The sequence below is a fragment of the Stenotrophomonas sp. 107298_Sma genome, assembly GCF_056480345.1.
The window spans coordinates 1,976,781-1,996,020 of sequence record NZ_CM151094.1; the positions used below are offsets into that span (position 1 = coordinate 1,976,781).

The window sequence follows — 19,240 nt, forward strand, 5'->3', positions numbered from 1 at the left end:
GTGACGGACATGTCTGTGTCGCAGCGAAGTCATCTGCGATAGTGGCGGCAGGTAATACTTTCCGCTTGCATCCATGTCATTCGCTTCGGCGCAGCATCTCGGCGAAGTCCTTCAGCAATCCTATGGCATCACGGCCACTGCGGTGGTGCCGCGCCCGGTGGGTGCCGACGCCAATGCCAGCGTGTATCGCATCGATGCGCGGCACGGGCAATGGTGGCTGAAATGCCGGAACTACCAGGTTGATCCCTCGGTCTGGGACAGCCTGCATTGGCTGCGCGGCACCCTCGGCATAGACGAAATCGTCGCGCCATGGCCGGCGCTGACCGGTGGCGCGTCGGTGCAGCGCTGGGGCCTGCAGTTCACCCTGTTCCCCTATATCGAAGGCCAGTCCGGCTTCGAGGCGGCGCTGAGCCGCACGCAGTGGCGGCGGCTGGGGGAGGTCTTGCGACGCCTGCACGGTGCGCGGCTGCCTCCGGAGTTGCAGCAGGCATTGCCGATCGTACGGCTGGAAACCGCGGCGCTGGAGACGGTGGGGCAATGGTTGGCCGGTGAAGGGCTGGCGGTGGCGAAGGATGGGCTGGGGCGCGCATTCGCTTCGGTCTGGGATCAGCAGCATGCGCGCATCGCGGCACTGCATGCGCATGCGCTGGAGCTGCGCGCTGCATTGAAGGAGGCGCCGGTCGACCTGCATCTGTGCCACACCGACCTGCATGCCGGCAATCTGCTGATGGGCAACGATGGCGGCCTGCATCTGATCGACTGGGATGGCCTGTCACTGGCGCCGCGCGAGCGCGACCTGATGTTCATCGGTGGCGCCGTGGGCGGTCGCTGGGGTCGCGAGAATCCGCTCGATTTCGCGGAGGGTTATGGCGGCGACCTTGGGGATCCGCGCTGGATCGCGTGGTACCGGCACTGGCGCATCCTGCAGGACCTGATCGAGTTCCAGCAGGTGCTGCTGGGCAGCGACGGTGAGGAGCGCTCGCCGCAGCTGCGCCGGCAGTCGCTGCACTACCTGGGTGAGCAGTTCGCGCCGGGCAATGTGTTCGATGCTGCGGAGCGGGTGTATAGCGCGTTGGATTAGGTTCTGGGCCGTTGCCAGGATCGCCCGGGTAGAGTCGACTATCGCGCGCAGCGCGGGTTTTGCAGGCTCCGAACGGAATGCAGTCGACTAACAGTCGACTCTACCAAGGGCTTGTCCATCGAGGCGGTTTTCATTCGGCGGGCTTGGCTGCTGCCGAGGCCGCTGCGCTTGCGGCGCGGCGCGACAGCACGGCTTCGCGGTGGGCGATGTAGGCGTTGGCGGCGAGGATGATGCCGGCGCCGATGATCGTCCAGCGGTCCACGGTTTCGTTGAACAGCAGCCAGCCGCACAGCGTCACCAGTGGCAGCTGCAGGAAGCTGATCGGGGTCAGCGCCGAGACTTCGCCCAGGCGCAGCGCACGTGTCCACAGCAGCTGGCCGATGGTGCCGAGCACGCCGGTGGCCAGCAACCACAGCCACGCCATGCCGGTGGGCCAGACCCAGACGAACAGTGCTGGGACCAGCGAAAGCGGCACCCAGAACACGTACGTGTAAAGCACCACGGTGTCGGCGCTGTCGACGCGGGTCAGCTGCTTGATCTGGATCGCCACCAGCGAACTGAGCACGGCCGCACCCACCGCCACCAGGCTGCCCGCAGTGAAGCCCGCCGTACCGGGGCGGACGATCACCAGCACACCGATGAAGCCGACCACCACCGCGGCCCAGCGGCGCACACGCACGGTCTCGCCCAGCCACAGCACGGCGGCGATGGTGACGAACAACGGTGTGGAGTACGACAGCGAGACCGCCTGCGCCAACGGCAGATGGCCCAGGGCCCAGAATGCGCACAGCATCGAACCCAAGCCGATCGCACTGCGCACGAAATAGCGCGGCAGCTGCTGGGTCTTCAGCGGCGCGTGGCCCGGCCGCAGCAGCATCGGCAGCAGCGCCAGCAGGCCGAAGGCATTGCGGAAGAACGCCACTTCCTGGGTGGGCACGTAACGGGTGGCATAGCGGATTGCCACCGCCATCAGGCCGAATGCCATCGTGCTGCCGAGCATCAGCAGCGCCGCCCGCATCGGGGTGGCGCTGGGGGAGAGGGCGGGGCTGTTCACCACTGTGCGCCGAGCAGGCGGGGCTCCGGTTCGATCGGCACGCCGAACTTCTCCAGCACCGAGGCCGAGATGCGACGCGCCAGCGCCAGCAGCTCAGCACCGGTGGCGTTGCCGTGGTTGACCAGCACCAATGCGTGGCTCGGCGCAACGCCGGCATCGCCTTCGCGGAAGCCCTTCCAGCCGCAGGACTCGATCATCCATGCCGCCGAGACCTTGCGCTTGTCTTCGCGGTCTGCCGGGAACACCGGCAGCTCGGGGAAGTGCTGCAGCAGCACGTCGACCTGTTCCAGCGGCAGCACCGGGTTCTTGAAGAAGCTGCCGGCATTGCCGAGCACATCCGGGTCGGGCAGCTTGCGGCGGCGGATCGCGATCACCGCATTGGCCACGTCCACCGCGCTCGGCAATTCCACGCCCTGCGCCTGCAGTTCCTCGCGGATGCCGGCGTAGTCCATGCGCAGATCGTGCAGCAGCGGCAGCTTAAGTTCGATGGCGGTGATCAGGTAGCGATCCGGTTGCTGCTTGAACACGCTGTCGCGGTAGGCGAAAGCGCATTGTTCATTGTCCAGCCGCACCCAGGCCTGCTCCTCGCAATCCCAGGCTTCGACCGCCTGGATGAACTCGCCAACCTGCGCGCCGTAGGCGCCGATGTTCTGGATCGGCGCGGCACCAGCCGTACCGGGAATCAGGGCCAGGTTTTCCAGCCCGGACAGGCCTTCCTGCAGCGACCACATCACCAGGCCATGCCAGGGCACGCCGGCGCCGGCGCGGATCACCGCATGGTCGGCGCGGTGCTCAAGAAAACTGATGTCACGGTTGCCGAACACCAGCACGGTGCCGGGCAGGTCTTCGGCGATCAGCACGTTGCTGCCGGCACCCAGCACCAGCAGCGGGCCGCTGGCCACGTCGGGCAGCGCCAGCACTTCCGGCAGCAGTGCGGCATCGTGCAGTTCCAGCAGTTGGGCTGCGCTGGCCTGCACATGGAAGGTGTTCAGTGCCTGCAGCGGCGCGTTGCGGGTGAGCGTCCAGCGCAGCGGGGCATTGCCGTCGACGGTATCCATGGGCGCGCTCACAGCGGGGCCACCGCGCCGCGGCTCGGCGCTTCGCGGCGGCGACGGATCGCCTCCACGCACTCCGATACCAGCGACGGGCCGCGGAAGATCAAGCCGCTGTAACACTGCACCAGCGCCGCACCAGCAGCCATCTTGGCCACCGCATCGGCACCGGACAGGATGCCGCCGACGCCGATCAGCGGCACCGATTCGGGCAGGCGCGCGCGCAGGCGGCGCAGCACCAGCGTGGACTGCTCCAGCACCGGCGCACCGGACAGGCCACCGGCTTCGTTGGCCAGCGGGTCGCCGGCCACCTTGCTGTGGTCGACGGTGGTGTTGGTGGCGATCACGCCGTCCACCTGCAGTTCGCCCAGCACGCGTGCGGCGGCGTCGATGTCGCGCTCGCTGAGGTCCGGTGCAACCTTCACCAGCATCGGCACGCGGCGGCCATGCCGGGCGGCCAGGCTTTCCTGGCGCTCACGCAGCTGGCTGACCAGCTGGCGCAGCGAGGTTTCTTCCTGCAGTTCGCGCAGGCCGGCGGTGTTTGGCGAGGAAATGTTGACGGTGATGTAGTCGGCCAGCGGGTACACCTTGTCCAGGCAGGCGATGTAGTCATCTGCGGCCTGTTCGTTGGGGGTGTCCTTGTTCTTGCCGATGTTGATGCCGAGCATGCCCCGACGGTTGCGCACGCGCTCGACGTTGCGCACCAGCGCATCCACGCCCGCATTGTTGAAGCCCATGCGGTTGATGATCGCGTTGTGCGCCGGCAGGCGGAACAGCCGCGGCTGCGGGTTGCCGGCCTGCGGGCGCGGGGTGATGGTGCCGATCTCGACGAAGCCGAAGCCCAATGCGAACAGTGCGTCGATGTGCTCGCCGTTCTTGTCCAGGCCGGCGGCCAGGCCGACCGGATTGGGGAAGGTCAGCCCGAACACCGTGCTGGGCATCGGCGCGATGCGTGCGGCCAGCAGCGGCGTGGTGCCGGTGCGATAGGCCAGGTCCAATGCGGACAGGCCGAGGCCGTGGGCGCGCTCGGCGTCGAGCGAGAACAGGAAGGGGCGGGCAAGCGAATACATGCGTCGGTTCAGTCCAGCGTGCCGAGGAAGGCTCGGGTTCGATATTCAAAAGCAACCTGGCCGTCGACCGCATGGGCGGCGAACAGGTCCTGCAAAGCGTCGATCATCGGCGCGTGGTGCGGATGACCGGATTGGGGGGCATAGGAGGAGGACAGCAGGCGCCCGCGCAGAGCGTCGAAGTCCAGGTGCTGCACGTTGGGCAACTCCACCATGCCGCGCAGGCCTGCGCCGAACCAGGCCAGCATGGTGGCGTCATCCTGGTAGCGCTCGACCACAGCGGAGTAGTCGGTGCCGTAGTCCAGCAGCAGCTGTTCGTAGCCGACCAGGAACGGGCTGGCATCGAGCAGGCGCGAGTTCCAGTAGATCAGTGCCAGGCCACCGGGGCGCAGGATTCGCTGCCATTCGGCGCGCACCGCCACGGTATCGAACCAATGGAAGGCCTGCGCGACGCTGACCAGATCAATGCTGGCGTCGGCCAGTCCGGTGGCTTCTGCGCGGCCGTCGACTGCGGAAAAGTCCGGATACTGCGGCGCCAGCCATTCCTCGGCCGCGCCACGCATGGCGGCGTTGGGCTCAACCGCAACAACGGGATGACCGCTGGCCAGAAACTGACGGCTGGAGATGCCGGTGCCGGCGCCGATATCGGCGACCAGAGCCTCGTGGCTGACGCCCATCGGACCGTGCAGCCAGTCCAGCAGGGCCGGCGGGTAATCGGGTCGGTAGCGGACGTAATCTGCGACGCGGCTGCTGAAGCGTTCAGTGCTGTCGGAGGCGGTCATGGCAGTCAGTTCGACATCGCAGCGAGCCAGGCCAGGCCGCCGAAGAACAGGATGAAGACCAGGATGGCGGCGATCACGGCGCCGACCATCACCCAGCCCAGCACCAGCCCGGTGACGGCCAAGCCATCGCCTTCCAGTTCATGCGGGCGGCGGCGGATTTCGGCGCGGGCCATGTGGCCGGTGATGATGGCCACGACGCTGGCCACGAAGGGCAGGACGGTCCAGCTGGCGATGCCCATGACCAGGCTGACCACGGCCAGGGCGCTTGTCTGTCGGGGTGCCACGCTCATCGGGGTCCTCCTTGGCAGTACGCACATGATAGTGCCTCTGCCCTGGCAATCCCATGCCCGGCGGATGCGATGGCAGGCGTCGACCTTGGTCGACGAACGGCATTTCAGCCAGGGTAGGCGTCGACCTTGGTCGACGAAAGGCATGCCAACCAAGGTTGGCAGCTACCGGAGTGCCGGTGTCAGCCCATCAACACCTGGCCGCCGTCCACGTTGAGCACGCTGCCGGTGACCCAGCGCGCCAGCGGTGAGCACAGGAACAGGGCGGCATCGGCGATCTCGCGCGGGTGGCCGAAGCGACCGAACGGAATCTTCGCCAGCGTACCGTGGTACAGGGCGGGATCTTCGGTGCGGCGGCGGTCCCAGAGGCCGTCATCGAACTCGATCGAGCCCGGTGCGATGGCATTGACCCGGATCCGATCCTTGGCCAGCGCCAGTGCCTGCGAAGTGGTGTAGTGCGAAAGCGCGGCCTTGGCGGCGGCGTAGGGGGCGCCACCGGGGCGCGGCTGCTGCGCGGCGATCGAAGAGAGATTGAGAATGCAGGCGTCACTGGACGCACGCAGCCAGGGCAGGGCCAGACGCGAGGCCCGAACCGCCGCCATGAGGTCGATCTGCAGGCTGGCGGCCCAGCCGTCCTCATCGTCGGCCATGCCGTAGCCAGTGGCGTTGTTGACCAGCACGTCGATGCCACCGAGTGCATCGGCGGTGGCCTGCAGCCAGGCCTGGATCTGGCCGGGATCGGCCAGATCGGCGGAGAATGTGTGCAGTTCGAAGCCCTGCACCCGTGCATCGGCACGCAGGGCATCCAGACCGGCCTGGCCGCGCGCGCAGACCGAGACCTGCGCACCGGCGCCGGCAAACGCCAGCGCCATTTCACGGCCAATGCCCTTGCTGCCGCCGGCAATCAACACGCGGCGGCCGGTGAAATCGAGGGTCGGGGCCCCTGCGGGGGTCCGACCCTTCGCTGGGGTCAGATCCCCGGAGGGGCTCTGACCCACAGACGTGTCTGCGTCGTTTGCCATCACAGATCGAACTTGATGCCCTGCGCCAGCGGCAGCGAATCCGAATAGTTGATGGTGTTGGTCTGGCGACGCATGTAGACCTTCCACGCATCCGAGCCGGACTCGCGGCCACCGCCGGTGTCCTTCTCGCCACCGAAGGCGCCGCCGATCTCCGCACCGGACGTGCCGATGTTGATGTTGGCGATGCCGCAGTCGCTGCCGGCCGCCGACAGGAACTTCTCGGCGGTCTTCAGGTTCTGGGTGAAGATCGAGGACGACAGGCCCTGCGGCACGCCGTTCTGCATATCGATGGCTTCGTCGATGCTGTCGTATGGCATCACATACAGGATCGGCGCGAAGGTCTCGTGCTGGACCACGGCGTCGCTGTTCTTCAGGCCGGAGACAATCGCCGGCAGCACGAAGTTGCCTGCGCGGTCGATGCGGGTACCACCGGTTTCGATGGTGCCGCCGGCGGACTTGGCCTGGGCGATGGCATCGAGGAACTGCTGCACGGCGCCATCGCTGTTCAGCGGGCCCATCAGGTTGGCGGCATCGGTCGGGTCACCGATCTTGCCTTCAACCTGCTTGTAGGCCTTGACCAGCGTGGCCAGCACGTCGGCGTAGATCGAGCGGTGCACGATCAGGCGGCGAGTGGTGGTGCAGCGCTGGCCGGCGGTACCGACCGCACCGAACACGATGCCCGGCACGGCCAGCTTCAGGTCGGCGGTTTCGTCCAGGATGATTGCGTTGTTGCCACCCAGCTCCAGCAGGCAGCGGCCGAGGCGGCGCGCGACCTTCTCGTTGACCGTGCGGCCGACCTGGGTCGAGCCGGTGAAGCTGATCAGCGGCACGCGACGGTCATCGACCATCTTTTCCGACAGCGCAGTGCCGGCATCGTTGATCAGGAAGAAGATGTCCGGGAAGCCGGCTTCGCGCAGGGCGTCGTTGCAGATCTTCAGCGAGGCGATGGCGGTCAGCGGCGTCTTGTTGGACGGCTTCCAGATGCACACGTCGCCGCAGATGGCGGCCAGGAACGAATTCCAGCTCCACACCGCGACCGGGAAGTTGAAGGCCGAGATGATGCCGACCAGGCCCAGCGGGTGGTACTGCTCGTACATGCGGTGGCCGGGGCGCTCGGAATGCATGGTGTAGCCGTACAGCATGCGGCTCTGGCCCACGGCGAAATCGGCGATGTCGATCATCTCCTGCACTTCGCCATCGCCTTCCGGCTTGCTCTTGCCCATTTCCAGGGCGACCAGCGAACCCAGGGCGTCCTTGTGCTTGCGCAGTGCTTCGCCGCACAGGCGCACGGCTTCACCGCGGCGCGGGGCCGGCGTGGTACGCCAGATCTTGAAGGCTTCCTGAGCGCGGGTGACGACGGTCTCGTACTCAGCCTCGGTGGTCGCGCGGACCTGCGCGATCGGCTCGCCGGTGGTCGGGTTGACCGGGGTGATCAGCTCACCACTGGTCGCGCTCGACCACTCCCCGTTGCCCAGGTACGTGCCAGCGTTGATCGCGTCCAGGCCAAGGGACTTGAGCAGCTCGGAAGACATGCAGACTCCTGTGTTTCGTTACGTTGTTTGGCGCCATCGCGGGCAGGTGGGGGACGCGATGAACAGAACCGCCGATGGTAGCAGAGGGAGGTTGCTGGGCTTTGGTGCGGTGCGGGGTGGAACCGCACCGATAGGCCATCCCTGTGTGGGGTGCCTGTTCAGGCAGGCAGGGCTTCGTCCATTGCGCGCGCGGGTTCAGGGATGGCCGGTTGTGGCGACCATGCGGGAGGATTGCGATGCCACTGCCAGGCACTGGCGATGATCGGTGCCAGTTCGGTCCAGCGCGGCTGCCAACCCAGGATCTCGCGAGCCCGGACAGAGGACGCCACCAGGCTGGCCGGATCGCCCGGTCGGCGTTTCGCCATCTCAAACGGAATTTCGCGCCCGCTGACCGCTGCAGCGGCTGCAATCACCTCATGGACGGAGAAACCCTTCCCATTGCCTAGATTGAAGGCGTGCGCGCCGGGCGTGTGCTCCATGTACTCAAGTGCCAGCGCGTGGGCCCGGGCTAGGTCCTGCACGTGTACATAGTCGCGCACGCAGGTGCCATCGGGCGTTGCGTAGTCATCGCCGAACACCTTCATGGCGTTGCCGATGCCCAATGCGGCACGCAGGACATTGGGGATCAGGTGGGTTTCGCAGGCATGGGCCTCGCCGATGCCGTGGTCGGGCAGGGCGCCTGCGGCATTGAAGTAGCGCAGGCAGGTCGAACGCAGGCCGTAGGCAGTGGCTGCGTCAGCGAGGATCCGCTCTGCCATCAGCTTGCTGGCGCCGTAGGGGTTGATGGGCGCCTTGGGGTGGTCCTCATCGATCACGTCCGACTGTGGATTGCCGAATACCGCAGCGGTGGAGGAGAACACGATGCGATCGACGTCGTGGCGGCGCATGGCGGCCAGCAGGTTCAGTGTGCCAGTGACGTTGTTGGCGTAGTAGGCATAAGGATCAGTAACGGACTCACCGACCAGCGAGCGGGCAGCGAAGTGCATCACGGCATCGAACTGGCGACCATGGAGAGCGCGTTCGAGCGCTTCGGGATCCAGCAGGTCGGTTTCCAGCAGTTCGCCCCAACGGACCGCGTCGCGGTGGCCCGTGGACAGGTTGTCGAGCACGGTTACGGAGTGGCCGGCCTCGGCCAGGTACTGGGCCATGTGGCTGCCGATGTAGCCGGCGCCGCCGCAGATGAGAACCTTCATATTCTTCCCTAAAGGCTAATTGGATCAGGCTTCCTTGCGGATCTTTGCCTGGATAAAAGACGAGAGCTCTTCCCTGAATCGATCAGGCCCAAACTTCTCAGCCCTCGCACGGCATGCGGTAGCCGAAATGGGCCTTGGACGCGCCTCAAAACGAGCGATGGCATCATTGATCGCTTCAACGGATTGCTCGTGGAAAAACAATCCCGTGGCCACGTCGGGGTCGTCACTTTCTACAACTGTCTCGAGCGCGCCTCCTTTTGCAAATGCGATGACGGGAGTTCCGGATGCCATCGCCTCAAGCGGGACGATGCCGAAATCCTCTACGCCAGGAAACACCAAAGCTCTCGCATTGGCCAAGTGCTCCTTCAGTGCAGGGAACGGTTGCCGCCCGAGAACGATGACTCGATCCGTTGCCCGCGCCTGCATGGCCGCCAGTTGCTCACCTTCACCGATGATGACCAGGCGCTTCCCGCTGCGAAGGAACGCATCCATTACCAGATCAGCTTTCTTGTAGGCAGTTAACTGGCCGAGGAGCAGGTAATAGTCCTGCTTCTCGTCGCGCGCTTCAAAGTCGTCTACCTCAACCGGAGGGTGGATGACCTCAGCGCTTCGGCGGTAGCACTTGTCTATGCGGCGTGCGATGAACTTCGAGTTTGCAATGAAGTGATCAACGCGAGAGGCCGACACGGAATCGGTGATTCGCATGTAATGCATCAATGGTCGCATCAACAGCCTGGTCAGCCATCCAGCATCCGCGAGATATAACCGATACATATCCCAGACATACCGCATCGGGCTATGGCAATAGCAGATGTGTACTGCATCAGGATGTGTAATGACGTTCTTCGCGGGCCCGGACTCGCTCGATATGATCAGGTCGTAGCCGGTAAGGTCCAGTTGCTCCAAGGCAATGGGCATGAACGGAAGATACTTCTGATAGCGCTTTCGAGCTCCAGGCAGTCTGGATACAAAAGTTTTCTGCACCCGACGCCCCGCAAGGTGCTTATGTTCTATCTCTGGGCTTGCAACATGTGTGAAGACATCGGCCTCTGGATAGAGCCTGAGTAGTTGCTCAATTACCTTTTCACCGCCTCGCCAAGTGACGAACCAGTAATGGATGATCGCTACTTTCATTCTTTCAGTACTTTCTTGTAAATGGCGGCGGTCTCCATTGCGACGACCTTCGATGAGAATTTGTGCAGCTGCGAATGAAGTGCCTGCTCCGAGAGTGCCTTCTGAAGCGGCTTTTCGTGTGCAACACGCAGTAGTGCGGCTGTGGCCGAGCCGACGTCTCCCAGCGTGTAGAGAAGCCCGACGCCATGTTTACGTACAAGCTCGACATGTCCAGTAACATCCGACAGAACAGAAGGAATACCCAAGGACATTGCTTCCAGCACAGCCAGAGGAAGGCCTTCCCACCGCGAAGTTGAGAGATAGACGTCCGCGGCCGCCAAGTAGTTCAATGGGTTATCAACCTGACCGAGGAAAGTGATGTTGCTCACTCCCTCTGATGCGGCGCGCTCTGCCAGCGTCGGAGAGTCAACGCCGGAACCTATCCAGATGAAGTGCATATCTGGCAGAGCTTTTGCAATGGCATACGCTTCCGGCATGTTCTTCTGATAGTCGAATCGACTGACGGTGACGGCGATGGGTCTTCCGTCCTGCACGCCCAACTTTTGGCGCGCTCGGTCGCGCATATCGCTGATTTCACTTGATGTGTGGCTGACTACGCCATTGGAGATAACGGTCGATGGCCGCTTCCGCCACAATCCAATCGCCCGCGCCTGCGATTTCTCTTCGTCTGATACGTGAATTACGTGCTCCACCCAGAGTGAACTTGCGTTCTCATAAAGGCCATAGATCTTTCTGCTAATCCGTCCGTACTCTCCAACATGAATTCCATGCGCGGTATGAACGCCTGGGATTCGCGCTATGGCAGAAACGAAACGCGCATACAGCCCTGCGCCTTTCCCATGTGCGTGAACTAGATGAATTCCTTCGCGGCGCGCATGCATTGCCAGGCGCCAAGCTTGGCGAAGTTCGAATTTCCTATGGGGGATTCGAAATACGCGGCCACCAGTAATTTCGTTGAATCTCGCCCAGTATGGATCGTCCTCGGGGCAGGCCAAGTAGGGGGTGATCCAGCCTGCGCCATCACGAAGAAGCAATTCCAGATGTCGCGGCCCACCGCCATGGTCTGCGCGAGCTGTGATCATTAGAACTTTGGTTGGTCGGTGGAGTGACTTATTCATATCGCGGCTGGCCCGCTGGGTTGGGGAAGCAGCACGAATGAGCTCCTAATCGATCGAATCATGATTTTTCAAATCAGCTCTGGTGGCGCTTTGCTCGTGCTAGCTTCTCGTACCCCCCCATAAGAACCGCAGTTCCAGCGAACACGATAAGCTTCGAGTAGGCGAGGAAATTGTCACCCATCCAGAATAGGATGGAGAATGCGATCCATGGATATATTGTTAAGCCTGCGACGTGCCCTGTGATCATGCTCCGCCAAGCAGCCATTGATGCCAGGCCGATGAAGAAGAAGTAGGCCACTGCGAGTATGCCTATGTCTGAGTAGACATAGCCGAACGCGGATGCCCATATGTAGCTTCCGTCAAGCCCCGACTGTGCGATTGCTCCGAATTCGCTTATCCAGGCTTCTTCCTTGGTAGGCATGCCAAACAGGGATGCGAAATCAATCCATCTATTCAGAACCGGAATGTATGTAAGGAATTTGAACGAGTAGACGCCAGTGCCGGAGTAAGGGAAGTTGATGTCCCCATCGAGAAGGGCGGCTAGTCGATTGTAGCTTGCAGCGGTGTATCCGATCACGTTCTTGCCTAGTGCGGCAAGCTCGTCGCTCCCGCGAAGCCATGCCATCGCCAGAAACAGCGCTGCGACTGCTGCGACCATGACCAGGAAGGAGGTCATGCTCTTGGCGAGTTTCAATCTGCCAGTGCTGTATCGATGAGCCAGGAATACGACGGCCAGACCAAATACGCAGGGGAGTAGGTCGTAGCGCGCGACTTTGATTAGCGCGCTATAGATGGCGATCAGTATCCCGCCAGTCAGTACGAATCGTAATATCCATTCCCGCTTGCCAGTTAAGTGTTCGCGATCCATCAAGCGCCATGCGCCCCACCAGCAAGCGGCGTAGAGTGCCGGGAGCGCGTTGGTCATTGCTCCGGTCGCGTCCAGATCCATCTTTGCGCTTCGTCCGTCACTAAGCCATCCCGTCAATAGGTTGGGATTGTTGTTCAGAAGAAGTGCAATGGAAATCAGATTGACTATCGAAAGCCCTACAATGGGGAGGGCAATAAGCGCAGAGCCCATGGGTCTGCGATTGCTTAGGTCGCTCGAAGGATGAGGCGCTCTCCTTCCGAAAACCGTTGCGCCCAAGATGAACGCGACAACGCATCCACCAACCAAAAGGTGGGATGGCAGATGCATGAACATGTAGTTGTTCTCATGCATGATGCCTTGATATGCCGACGGCGGAACCATGGTGCATGCCCAGAAGAATGCATAGGCAATCATGGCGAAGCCAACCGGCGAGATCAGTATGATTCGGGACGTACGAATTTTCACGATGCAATGACTATTAGCCGATGGTTGCGGGGCATGGAGGGACTAGGTGAGTGGCGATGCAGCAACTGGGTTGCCTGTTTTTCCGGTTCTGGTAAGCAGCCTTGCTACGGGTTCTTCCACAAGCCAGTAGGCCGTGGAGGAGATCAGCAGGATGGCGAGCGAGACCACGGCCAGTACGACGCCTGCTGGTGCTCCTCCGAGGCTGAAGCCGCCTTTCAATAATGTTCCAAGAGCCAAAGTGAAGAAGCCATGCGTCAGATATATCGAATATGACGCGTCACCCAACCAGGTTGCTCGACGTAACATCGGTGCTGAAGGAGCAAGCAGCGCAAGCGTTACCAGTACCGCGCTGGGGGCCCCATATATAACCAGTCTGTCAATACCCGTTCCCTTGACTTCTCCCTGCAGAAAGGCGAACACCAAGAGGCCTGTTCCGATAGCTATCAAAGCCCACCGGATAGGGCGGATGGATCGCGATGCGGGTGGGTGTTTGGAGAGAGTCCATCCAATGCACACGCCAAGGAGGAACTCCATGACCAAGGGGGATGAAACCACGCTTTGTATGCTGGCAGGGACAGCGGGAAGAAGCCCAACGAAGGCGATTAGCAGGAAGGGGAGTGCGATCCATGCAAGGCCCTTCTTACGCCAGCCAAAAAGGATGATGAAAGAAAAAATGAGGTAGAAATACATTTCAAACGACAGCGTCCATCCTTGATCGAGGACGGGGTGCAGCGATCCATCCGCTCTGGTCACTGGCACAAGGAGGTATGAGCCCGCGATGACGGAGAAGGAGTACTGATGGGATTTGAGCGCTAGTCCGCCAATCCACATGAGAAGCAGCACTGAAGTCCAAATCCAGTAGGCAGGATAGATACGAAGCACTCGCTTCCGCAGGAAGCTCCGTGCCGAAGAGAAGCCTGACTCCAGCTTGGAAGTGCTTCTGAAAATAATGTAGCCACTTATGACGAAGAACAGGTCGACGCCTGCTGCCCCAAGTCCTGTCAGTAGGGTGAGCGTGGAGCTGAGAGGAGCGGGGTAGTAGCTGTTGAGGGTCAGTCCAACGTGATGAACTACCACTGCAAATGCTGCGACGGCTCGGAGTGCTTGAATGGAGTCAAGCTTTCCATGATCGGCTCGGGCGACGGGCGGCGAAACGGTGGCTTGTTTCATGCGGGACTTCCGAGCTGTGCATACAGAGCTAGGTACTTGTCCAACCACGCTTCCGTATCCATGAATGGGCGCGAAGAGACTCTGGCCGCGGCTCCCATCGCCATACGCTCTTCCGGGTTGCTGGCAACTTGATTCAGAAGGCTGAGAAGTTCGCCGTCGTTGCCTGGTTCAAAGAGGAAGCCATTCTGGCCGTGCTGGATCATTTCAGGTATCCCTCCTCGGAGCGAACCCAGAACGGGCTTGCCGAAGGCGAGAGCCTCAAAAACCACGCCCGGGAAGGTGTCATTCCAGAGAGAGGGGACGACGACGGCATCAACTTCCGGGAAGAAGTCTCGCTGCTTGACTCTGCCCAGAAATTTTACCCGTACGTCCTTGGTTTGCTTCTTGAGGGCTGCGACATACTTCTGGTCGCCATCACCTGCGATCCAGAGTTGTGCGTCCTCGTGCTCGAAGCGTGAAAAGGCCTGTAGAAGAATCTCCACGCCTTTGCTTGGATCCAGGCGGCCGATGAAGCCAAAGCGAATGCCCTTATGTTCAGGCGTAAGGGCGCCAACGTCGAGAGATTGTGGGTTCCGCGTATTGTTGATGACCGCTTTGATCGGCACCCCTTGAAAATACCCGTGCTGGAGATGGCGATCGAGAATGAACTGACTGACCCCGATAACGGCAGATGGCAGACTACTCGCTTTTCGGTGGGGAAGACGTAGCAACTTGCAGTCCGTGCATTGAGCTTCGCAGTTGTGCTCATTGCGAAACATCGAGCTCCGGGCACAGATTGCGTACTGGTCATGCAGAACCTGTACGATGGGGATGCTCAATGATCTTATGGTCGCCCAAGATGAGGCCGACCAGCCGGGCAGGCTGTGTACTGACACAACATCCGGCTTCTCCAGTTCGAGAACCTGCTTCAGGTGGCTCTGCATCAAGCGGCTGTAGCCATCCACCGTATGCCAGGCGAGCTTGGATAGCGAAGATGCAATCTTCTCTTTTGTTGGCCAGTACAGGTTGCGGATGCCGGCGCGCCAAATGCGCACGCCTTCGCGCTCGTGGAGGTCAAGTGCCCGTCCTGGTTGGGTCGAGACGAGAATACACTCGTGGCCTTTTTCCTTCAGGGCGCGGATCAGCGTCCAAACAGTAAGCTCCACGCCACCGCCGTCTGCCGGATCGTCATATGTATTCAGGAACAGTATTTTCATGGGTGCATTGGATTCTGACGATTCAAAGCGGGAAGCTTTTGGAAATTCCCAGCCGGGAATTCTTGCCATCGCGGATTGCCCTGAGTAAAAGGCGATATCGCGCGAAGCTCTGCGTTTTGATCGCAAAGAACGTCAATAGTCCGAGATAAATGCAACGGTTCATCCTGTACTCGATCCATGAGCTCGTCCAGATTTTGCTGTCAAAGTAGGCCTGATTGCGTGCCGCGTAGAATGCCCGGAAATCGGATCCGCCCTTCAGCCAGCCCAGGAAGGTGTTGGGGTAGCTTTCCTTTAGATTCCAGGACTCCTCGAGATCTTCAAGTTCCGCGTCTGTAGCAAGACAGATCGTGCCGCCTCGTGCAGTTATGCGCCTTGTGTACTCGGTGTCATCGGCATATAGAACGAAGTCGACGTTCGGGAGTCCAATGGCTTCAAACAGCTTTCGTGAAGCCATTAGTCCGCCGTACGGCGCATAGGGAATCTGGACGGAGGAGGGCGCTTCGCCGAGCGGTGCCTTGGGCCCAATGCGACGCTTGATTTTGAAGATGAGTTGCCGATAGTGAAATCCGAAGAAGCTTGATCGCAAAGGATATGCGCGCTCTGGATCCACGCCTTGTGCGATATCCGCCTGGTGGCTCGGCCGAAATCCCAAAACTGCCGACCTGTCGGCCCCATAGGCCCTGGCGGTTATTTCAAGTTGTGAATGAAGCTTCCTCAGTGCTCCCTTCCGGGGCGCGTTGTCATCGTCCATTAGCCAAATGAACTCAGCGTTGTCAGCGAGTGCTGCCTGGATTCCCACCGAGTATCCATTTGCAGATCCACTGTTGCTGCTCAGGCGGACAACGCGAAGTCTATCACCCCATTCATTTTCGATGATTCTGAGGTCGGACGTCGATGCATTGCTCACAACGACTGCCTGATTCACTCCCTCGCATTCGAATGCGCGGCGAAGCAGTTCACTCAGATACTCGATGCGGTCCGCATAGGTTACCGTCACCAATGTCGTTGCTCGCATGGTGATGTCGAATTTTAGTGGCTCAATCATCGTGACGTAAACGTAGAACGATAGGGGCTGCCAAAGCTATTCCCGCTAATCCAAAGAATATTGTAAGAACAAGTCTGAGTAGGGGGGATGGAATAAGTGCTGCGGCCGTCATTACGGCGATTCCGATAATCACCGCTGCGAGCATTAATATTGAGGGGCGGCGTAACTCTGGGATGGTTGCGCTCGAACATATGCTGAGGAGGAGATAGTCGAGTGCCATTCTTCCGGACCAAGCTATGGCAGCGCCAATGATGCCGAAATGGCTTAGCAGCTGCCATAGCGCGATGGCATAGACGGGAAGCTCTATCAGATGCAGTTTGGCGGTGATGCTTGGGCGGCCGGCCGCTTGCAGAAGTGCGTGGGGAATTCTGGCGATTGAATTTATGACCAAGCCGACGCAGAGCCAGTGGAGCAGTGGCGTTGATTGCCGGGAGAACTGCTCGCCGATCCACAGCGAAAGGCCTTCAGGTGCGAGAACGTATATGCCCAGCGCAATCGGATAGACGGTAGAGAACATTACAATCGCCGCACTCTTGTAAAGTGACGTCAGCTTGTCTGGTCTCCGCGCACTCCAATGTGCTGCGAATGCCGGAAAGAACACGCCTATGAGTGCAATGGGAATGAAGCTGAGGCGGTTGACCAGATCCCCAGGCACCGCATAGTAGGGCAGGAGGTGCAGTGCAACCACGCTGCCGATTACAACCTTATCCAGTTGTGCCATCAGAGGGCTGATCAAGTTGCTCAGCGTGATCCAACTGCCAAACCCGAGAAGCTCACGTAGGTTACTGCGGTTGAAGCGGCCAGTGCCTACATCCAGTGCGCCTTTGTGGATGGAAATTTGATAATAGAGCACCGTGGTGGCGGCTCTGGCCACAGCAAGTGAAATCGTAGCTGGTACCAGGCTATGGGACCATGTGAGCATCAGTAGGGGGGCGCCAAAGTTCAACATTCCCATCAGCAGACGAACCCGATTGATCGCGTGAAACTCCGCTCGTGCTTCCAGTAGTCCAATAAGGCCGGCCGACAGGATTACGAAGGGAATGCCAAGCGCAAGAATTCGGAGGCTGAGTACGCTCTCATCCCGAAAGCTGGCATCAAGTTTGAGAGCTCCGGCAATTAGCGGGGCAGTAGCAACCAGTAGCGTGCATGCTAGCAAGCCGAGGACAGCCATGGTCGTCATGGCTGTCTTTGTGACGTCGTGAATGTCTTCTGTACTTTTGCTACCTAGCCTGTCTGAGACAAGCTTTGTAAGTGCGCGCCCAATGCCGAAATCGAAGATGCTGAAGTAGCCGATCAGAGCCCAGATTATCGTCAATAGTCCAAAACGTTCGTTGCCGTAGCCTGCTAAAAGGCTGGGGATGGCAAAGAAGGCGAAAGCGAGCGGAATCCCGGCTCCAGCCAAGTTCCAGGCGATGCTATGGGCGAAGGAGCGATTTTTCTTTCTCATTGAGCCCGGCATGCTGCTTGGAGCAGTTCTACTGAAGGGTGGGAGGGCATTCCCTTGAATGCCACATTCGTTGGCTAGTACGCGTTCTTGTTGATGAACCCCTTGAAGATCGTCAAAAAGACAATCTTCAGATCAAACGAAAGCGACCAATTCTCGATATAGAAAAGATCGCACTCGATGCGCTTGTGGAGATCGGTCGAACCTCGCCAGCCGTTGACCTGGGCCCAGCCGGTGATGCCTGCCTTGACCATGTGCTTCTTCATGTAGGACGGAATCTCGTGCTTGAACTTGTGCACGAAGACCGGCCGCTCCGGCCGCGGCCCAACGATCGACATGTCGCCCAGCAGGACGTTGATGAACTGCGGCAGTTCATCGAGACTGGTCTTCCGAAGGAAACTGCCCACGCGGGTGGCCCGATTTTCGCCGGCCTTTGCCCACACTGCGCCAGACGCACCTTCTGCGTCGACCGGCATCGAGCGGAACTTCAGCATCCAGAACGTCTTGTTGTTCCAGCTCATCCGCTCTTGCCGATAGAAGATCGGGCCTGGGGAGCTCAGCTTCACCGCCACCGCAATCGCGAGCATGATCGGGGAGATCATGAGCAGGATGAGGCCGGCAAGGATACGGTCTTCCAATGCCTTGATCAGGCGGGCGCCGCCCTGGAGCGGAGTCTGCTGGAGATTGATGACGGGAAGGCCGGCGACCTGCTCGACGGAATGGTTCAGCAGGTGCAGCCCGAACATGTCAGGCACGAACTTGATGTCGGCCGTTGAGTGCTGAAGCTGGTTCAGGGCAATTGCGATGTTCTCTTCATCGCGCATGGGGAGTGCAATCCACACCTGGTCGATGTGATTAGCCTCTACGTAGGCGCCGAGCCCTTCCAGATCGCCCAGTCTGCTGGCGTGCTGCACGCTGCCTCGATCAGACGGGGTCGCGAACCAGCCGCGCACATCGATGCCTGCCCAGGTCGCCGATCGCAAAGAGCTGACAATGTGCTCCGAGTCGGTAGTTGCACCGACGATGACCGCGCTGCGGAGGTCTGCGCCACGAGCGCGGATCCAGCCAGCGATGCCGCGAACGCCAATTCGCAGGGCAAATGCGCCAGCCAAGCTCAAGCCAAACCAAGTAGCAAGCCAGATGCGCGAAAGCTCATCCGTGACTTGGATTGCGGTTGAGTAGGCGAGAAGGCCTCCGAAGATCACGGCAAGCTTCATCACGACCTTGCCGAGTTCCGCGAGCAGGCCGCGCCCGCGCCAGCTTTCGTACAATGACGAGGATCCAAGGACCAGAAGTGCGAAAAGAACTGTGATGGAGACCAGTCGGGCGTAGTTCATCGGCATGTGCAGATCGCCGAATCTGATTGCATAGGCGGTCAGTGCAGCCGCCACCAGGACGATGGGATCCCCGATCCTCAAGGCCAAGCTGAGCGCAGGAGTGAACCTGTTTCCCGAGACGTTCCAGAGCCCGGCATGGTGCCGTGCGGGCATGTAAGACATGTCGATTTCTTCCTTGTTGAGGATCCGTGCATCCAGCAATCGCCTCGCTGCCGGGGGGGCTGGCGGCGCCGATCCGGCGGTCAGTCCAACCAGTTAGCTGTTACAATCGATCACACGATGATAACAGAACCTTCACCCAAACGTGACCCGGGTCAGGATTTCCGGGGTAGGGGTGCCGCTCCGTTGACCTGGTAGGGCTGGGTTCAGTTACACCTTCATGTCAGGTATGCT

Annotated in this window: 17 protein-coding genes; 1 reads left to right on the forward strand and 16 read right to left on the reverse strand. The window is 60.7% G+C overall.

Annotation, left to right across the window (positions count from 1 at the left end; genetic code table 11):
- Positions 1–73: 73 nt before the first annotated feature.
- A complete protein-coding gene (locus ACZK2G_RS09325) occupies positions 74–1,081 on the forward strand; it encodes a phosphotransferase (protein ID WP_295380975.1) in 1,008 nt (335 codons plus the stop codon).
- Between the two features lie 130 nt (positions 1,082–1,211).
- Here ACZK2G_RS09325 and ACZK2G_RS09330 read toward each other — a convergent pair whose 3' ends face one another.
- The 16 genes from ACZK2G_RS09330 to ACZK2G_RS09405 form a co-directional block, all read right to left on the reverse strand.
- Positions 1,212–2,099 carry a DMT family transporter gene (locus ACZK2G_RS09330; protein WP_295381060.1) on the reverse strand — a complete coding sequence of 296 codons (888 nt, stop codon included), beginning with the start codon at positions 2,097–2,099 and terminating at the stop codon, positions 1,212–1,214.
- Positions 2,100–2,131: 32 nt separating this feature from the next.
- Positions 2,132–3,193, reverse strand: a complete 1,062-nt coding sequence (gene murB, locus ACZK2G_RS09335; RefSeq protein WP_295380973.1) for a UDP-N-acetylmuramate dehydrogenase — start codon at positions 3,191–3,193, stop codon at positions 2,132–2,134.
- Between the two features lie 8 nt (positions 3,194–3,201).
- A complete protein-coding gene (locus ACZK2G_RS09340; protein ID WP_253078257.1) occupies positions 3,202–4,257 on the reverse strand; it encodes a quinone-dependent dihydroorotate dehydrogenase in 1,056 nt (351 codons plus the stop codon).
- Positions 4,258–4,265: 8 nt separating this feature from the next.
- Positions 4,266–5,036: a class I SAM-dependent methyltransferase gene (locus ACZK2G_RS09345; RefSeq protein WP_478475329.1), complete on the reverse strand. Its 771-nt coding sequence runs from the start codon at positions 5,034–5,036 to the stop codon at positions 4,266–4,268.
- A gap of 5 nt (positions 5,037–5,041) precedes the next feature.
- Positions 5,042–5,326, reverse strand: coding sequence for a DUF4190 domain-containing protein (locus ACZK2G_RS09350; protein WP_136638719.1), 285 nt, complete (start codon positions 5,324–5,326; stop codon positions 5,042–5,044).
- Positions 5,327–5,505: 179 nt separating this feature from the next.
- Entirely contained in the window at positions 5,506–6,345 is an 840-nt protein-coding gene (locus ACZK2G_RS09355) for an SDR family NAD(P)-dependent oxidoreductase (protein WP_295556756.1), read from the reverse strand.
- Positions 6,345–7,877, reverse strand: coding sequence for an L-piperidine-6-carboxylate dehydrogenase (gene amaB / locus ACZK2G_RS09360; protein ID WP_295380965.1), 1,533 nt, complete (start codon positions 7,875–7,877; stop codon positions 6,345–6,347). Before amaB ends, ACZK2G_RS09355 begins: the two co-directional genes overlap by 1 nt.
- 158 nt (positions 7,878–8,035) lie before the next feature.
- Complete coding sequence (gene galE, locus ACZK2G_RS09365; protein ID WP_478475332.1) at positions 8,036–9,070, reverse strand: UDP-glucose 4-epimerase GalE; 1,035 nt, start codon at positions 9,068–9,070, stop codon at positions 8,036–8,038.
- A 24-nt stretch (positions 9,071–9,094) separates the two neighbouring features.
- Positions 9,095–10,204 (reverse strand): glycosyltransferase, encoded by a 1,110-nt coding sequence (locus tag ACZK2G_RS09370; RefSeq protein ID WP_430766848.1) that lies wholly within the window; start codon positions 10,202–10,204, stop codon positions 9,095–9,097.
- Positions 10,201–11,286: a glycosyltransferase gene (locus ACZK2G_RS09375; RefSeq protein WP_162292117.1), complete on the reverse strand. Its 1,086-nt coding sequence runs from the start codon at positions 11,284–11,286 to the stop codon at positions 10,201–10,203. The genes ACZK2G_RS09370 and ACZK2G_RS09375 overlap by 4 nt, the downstream gene beginning before the upstream one ends.
- A 109-nt stretch (positions 11,287–11,395) precedes the next feature.
- On the reverse strand, positions 11,396–12,604 hold the full coding sequence (locus ACZK2G_RS09380; protein WP_154348945.1) for a hypothetical protein: 1,209 nt from the start codon (positions 12,602–12,604) through the stop codon (positions 11,396–11,398).
- A 93-nt stretch (positions 12,605–12,697) separates the two neighbouring features.
- Positions 12,698–13,825 (reverse strand): acyltransferase family protein, encoded by a 1,128-nt coding sequence (locus ACZK2G_RS09385; RefSeq protein WP_478475335.1) that lies wholly within the window; start codon positions 13,823–13,825, stop codon positions 12,698–12,700.
- On the reverse strand, positions 13,822–15,021 hold the full coding sequence (locus tag ACZK2G_RS09390; protein WP_478475336.1) for a glycosyltransferase family 4 protein: 1,200 nt from the start codon (positions 15,019–15,021) through the stop codon (positions 13,822–13,824). Before ACZK2G_RS09390 ends, ACZK2G_RS09385 begins: the two co-directional genes overlap by 4 nt.
- Positions 15,022–15,043: 22 nt before the next feature.
- Complete coding sequence (locus ACZK2G_RS09395; protein WP_478475338.1) at positions 15,044–16,066, reverse strand: glycosyltransferase; 1,023 nt, start codon at positions 16,064–16,066, stop codon at positions 15,044–15,046.
- Positions 16,059–17,513: a flippase gene (locus ACZK2G_RS09400; RefSeq protein WP_478475339.1), complete on the reverse strand. Its 1,455-nt coding sequence runs from the start codon at positions 17,511–17,513 to the stop codon at positions 16,059–16,061. Before ACZK2G_RS09400 ends, ACZK2G_RS09395 begins: the two co-directional genes overlap by 8 nt.
- Positions 17,514–17,587: 74 nt before the next feature.
- Entirely contained in the window at positions 17,588–19,009 is a 1,422-nt protein-coding gene (locus ACZK2G_RS09405) for an undecaprenyl-phosphate glucose phosphotransferase (RefSeq protein ID WP_100442747.1), read from the reverse strand.
- Positions 19,010–19,240 lie beyond the last annotated feature (231 nt).

Bases quoted from the DNA above. Each gene is read 5' to 3' on its own strand.
- ACZK2G_RS09325 (WP_295380975.1), top strand. From the start codon at position 74: ATGTCATTCGCTTCGGCGCAGCATCTCGGCGAAGTCCTTCAGCAATCC.
- ACZK2G_RS09330 (WP_295381060.1), bottom strand. From the start codon at position 2,099: ATGCGGGCGGCGCTGCTGATGCTCGGCAGCACGATGGCATTCGGCCTG.
- murB (WP_295380973.1), bottom strand. From the start codon at position 3,193: ATGGATACCGTCGACGGCAATGCCCCGCTGCGCTGGACGCTCACCCGC.
- ACZK2G_RS09340 (WP_253078257.1), bottom strand. From the start codon at position 4,257: ATGTATTCGCTTGCCCGCCCCTTCCTGTTCTCGCTCGACGCCGAGCGC.
- ACZK2G_RS09345 (WP_478475329.1), bottom strand. From the start codon at position 5,036: ATGACCGCCTCCGACAGCACTGAACGCTTCAGCAGCCGCGTCGCAGAT.
- ACZK2G_RS09350 (WP_136638719.1), bottom strand. From the start codon at position 5,326: ATGAGCGTGGCACCCCGACAGACAAGCGCCCTGGCCGTGGTCAGCCTG.
- ACZK2G_RS09355 (WP_295556756.1), bottom strand. From the start codon at position 6,345: ATGGCAAACGACGCAGACACGTCTGTGGGTCAGAGCCCCTCCGGGGAT.
- amaB (WP_295380965.1), bottom strand. From the start codon at position 7,877: ATGTCTTCCGAGCTGCTCAAGTCCCTTGGCCTGGACGCGATCAACGCT.
- galE (WP_478475332.1), bottom strand. From the start codon at position 9,070: ATGAAGGTTCTCATCTGCGGCGGCGCCGGCTACATCGGCAGCCACATG.
- ACZK2G_RS09370 (WP_430766848.1), bottom strand. From the start codon at position 10,204: ATGAAAGTAGCGATCATCCATTACTGGTTCGTCACTTGGCGAGGCGGT.
- ACZK2G_RS09375 (WP_162292117.1), bottom strand. From the start codon at position 11,286: ATGATCACAGCTCGCGCAGACCATGGCGGTGGGCCGCGACATCTGGAA.
- ACZK2G_RS09380 (WP_154348945.1), bottom strand. From the start codon at position 12,604: ATGATTGCCTATGCATTCTTCTGGGCATGCACCATGGTTCCGCCGTCG.
- ACZK2G_RS09385 (WP_478475335.1), bottom strand. From the start codon at position 13,825: ATGAAACAAGCCACCGTTTCGCCGCCCGTCGCCCGAGCCGATCATGGA.
- ACZK2G_RS09390 (WP_478475336.1), bottom strand. From the start codon at position 15,021: ATGAAAATACTGTTCCTGAATACATATGACGATCCGGCAGACGGCGGT.
- ACZK2G_RS09395 (WP_478475338.1), bottom strand. From the start codon at position 16,066: ATGATTGAGCCACTAAAATTCGACATCACCATGCGAGCAACGACATTG.
- ACZK2G_RS09400 (WP_478475339.1), bottom strand. From the start codon at position 17,513: ATGAGAAAGAAAAATCGCTCCTTCGCCCATAGCATCGCCTGGAACTTG.
- ACZK2G_RS09405 (WP_100442747.1), bottom strand. From the start codon at position 19,009: ATGTCTTACATGCCCGCACGGCACCATGCCGGGCTCTGGAACGTCTCG.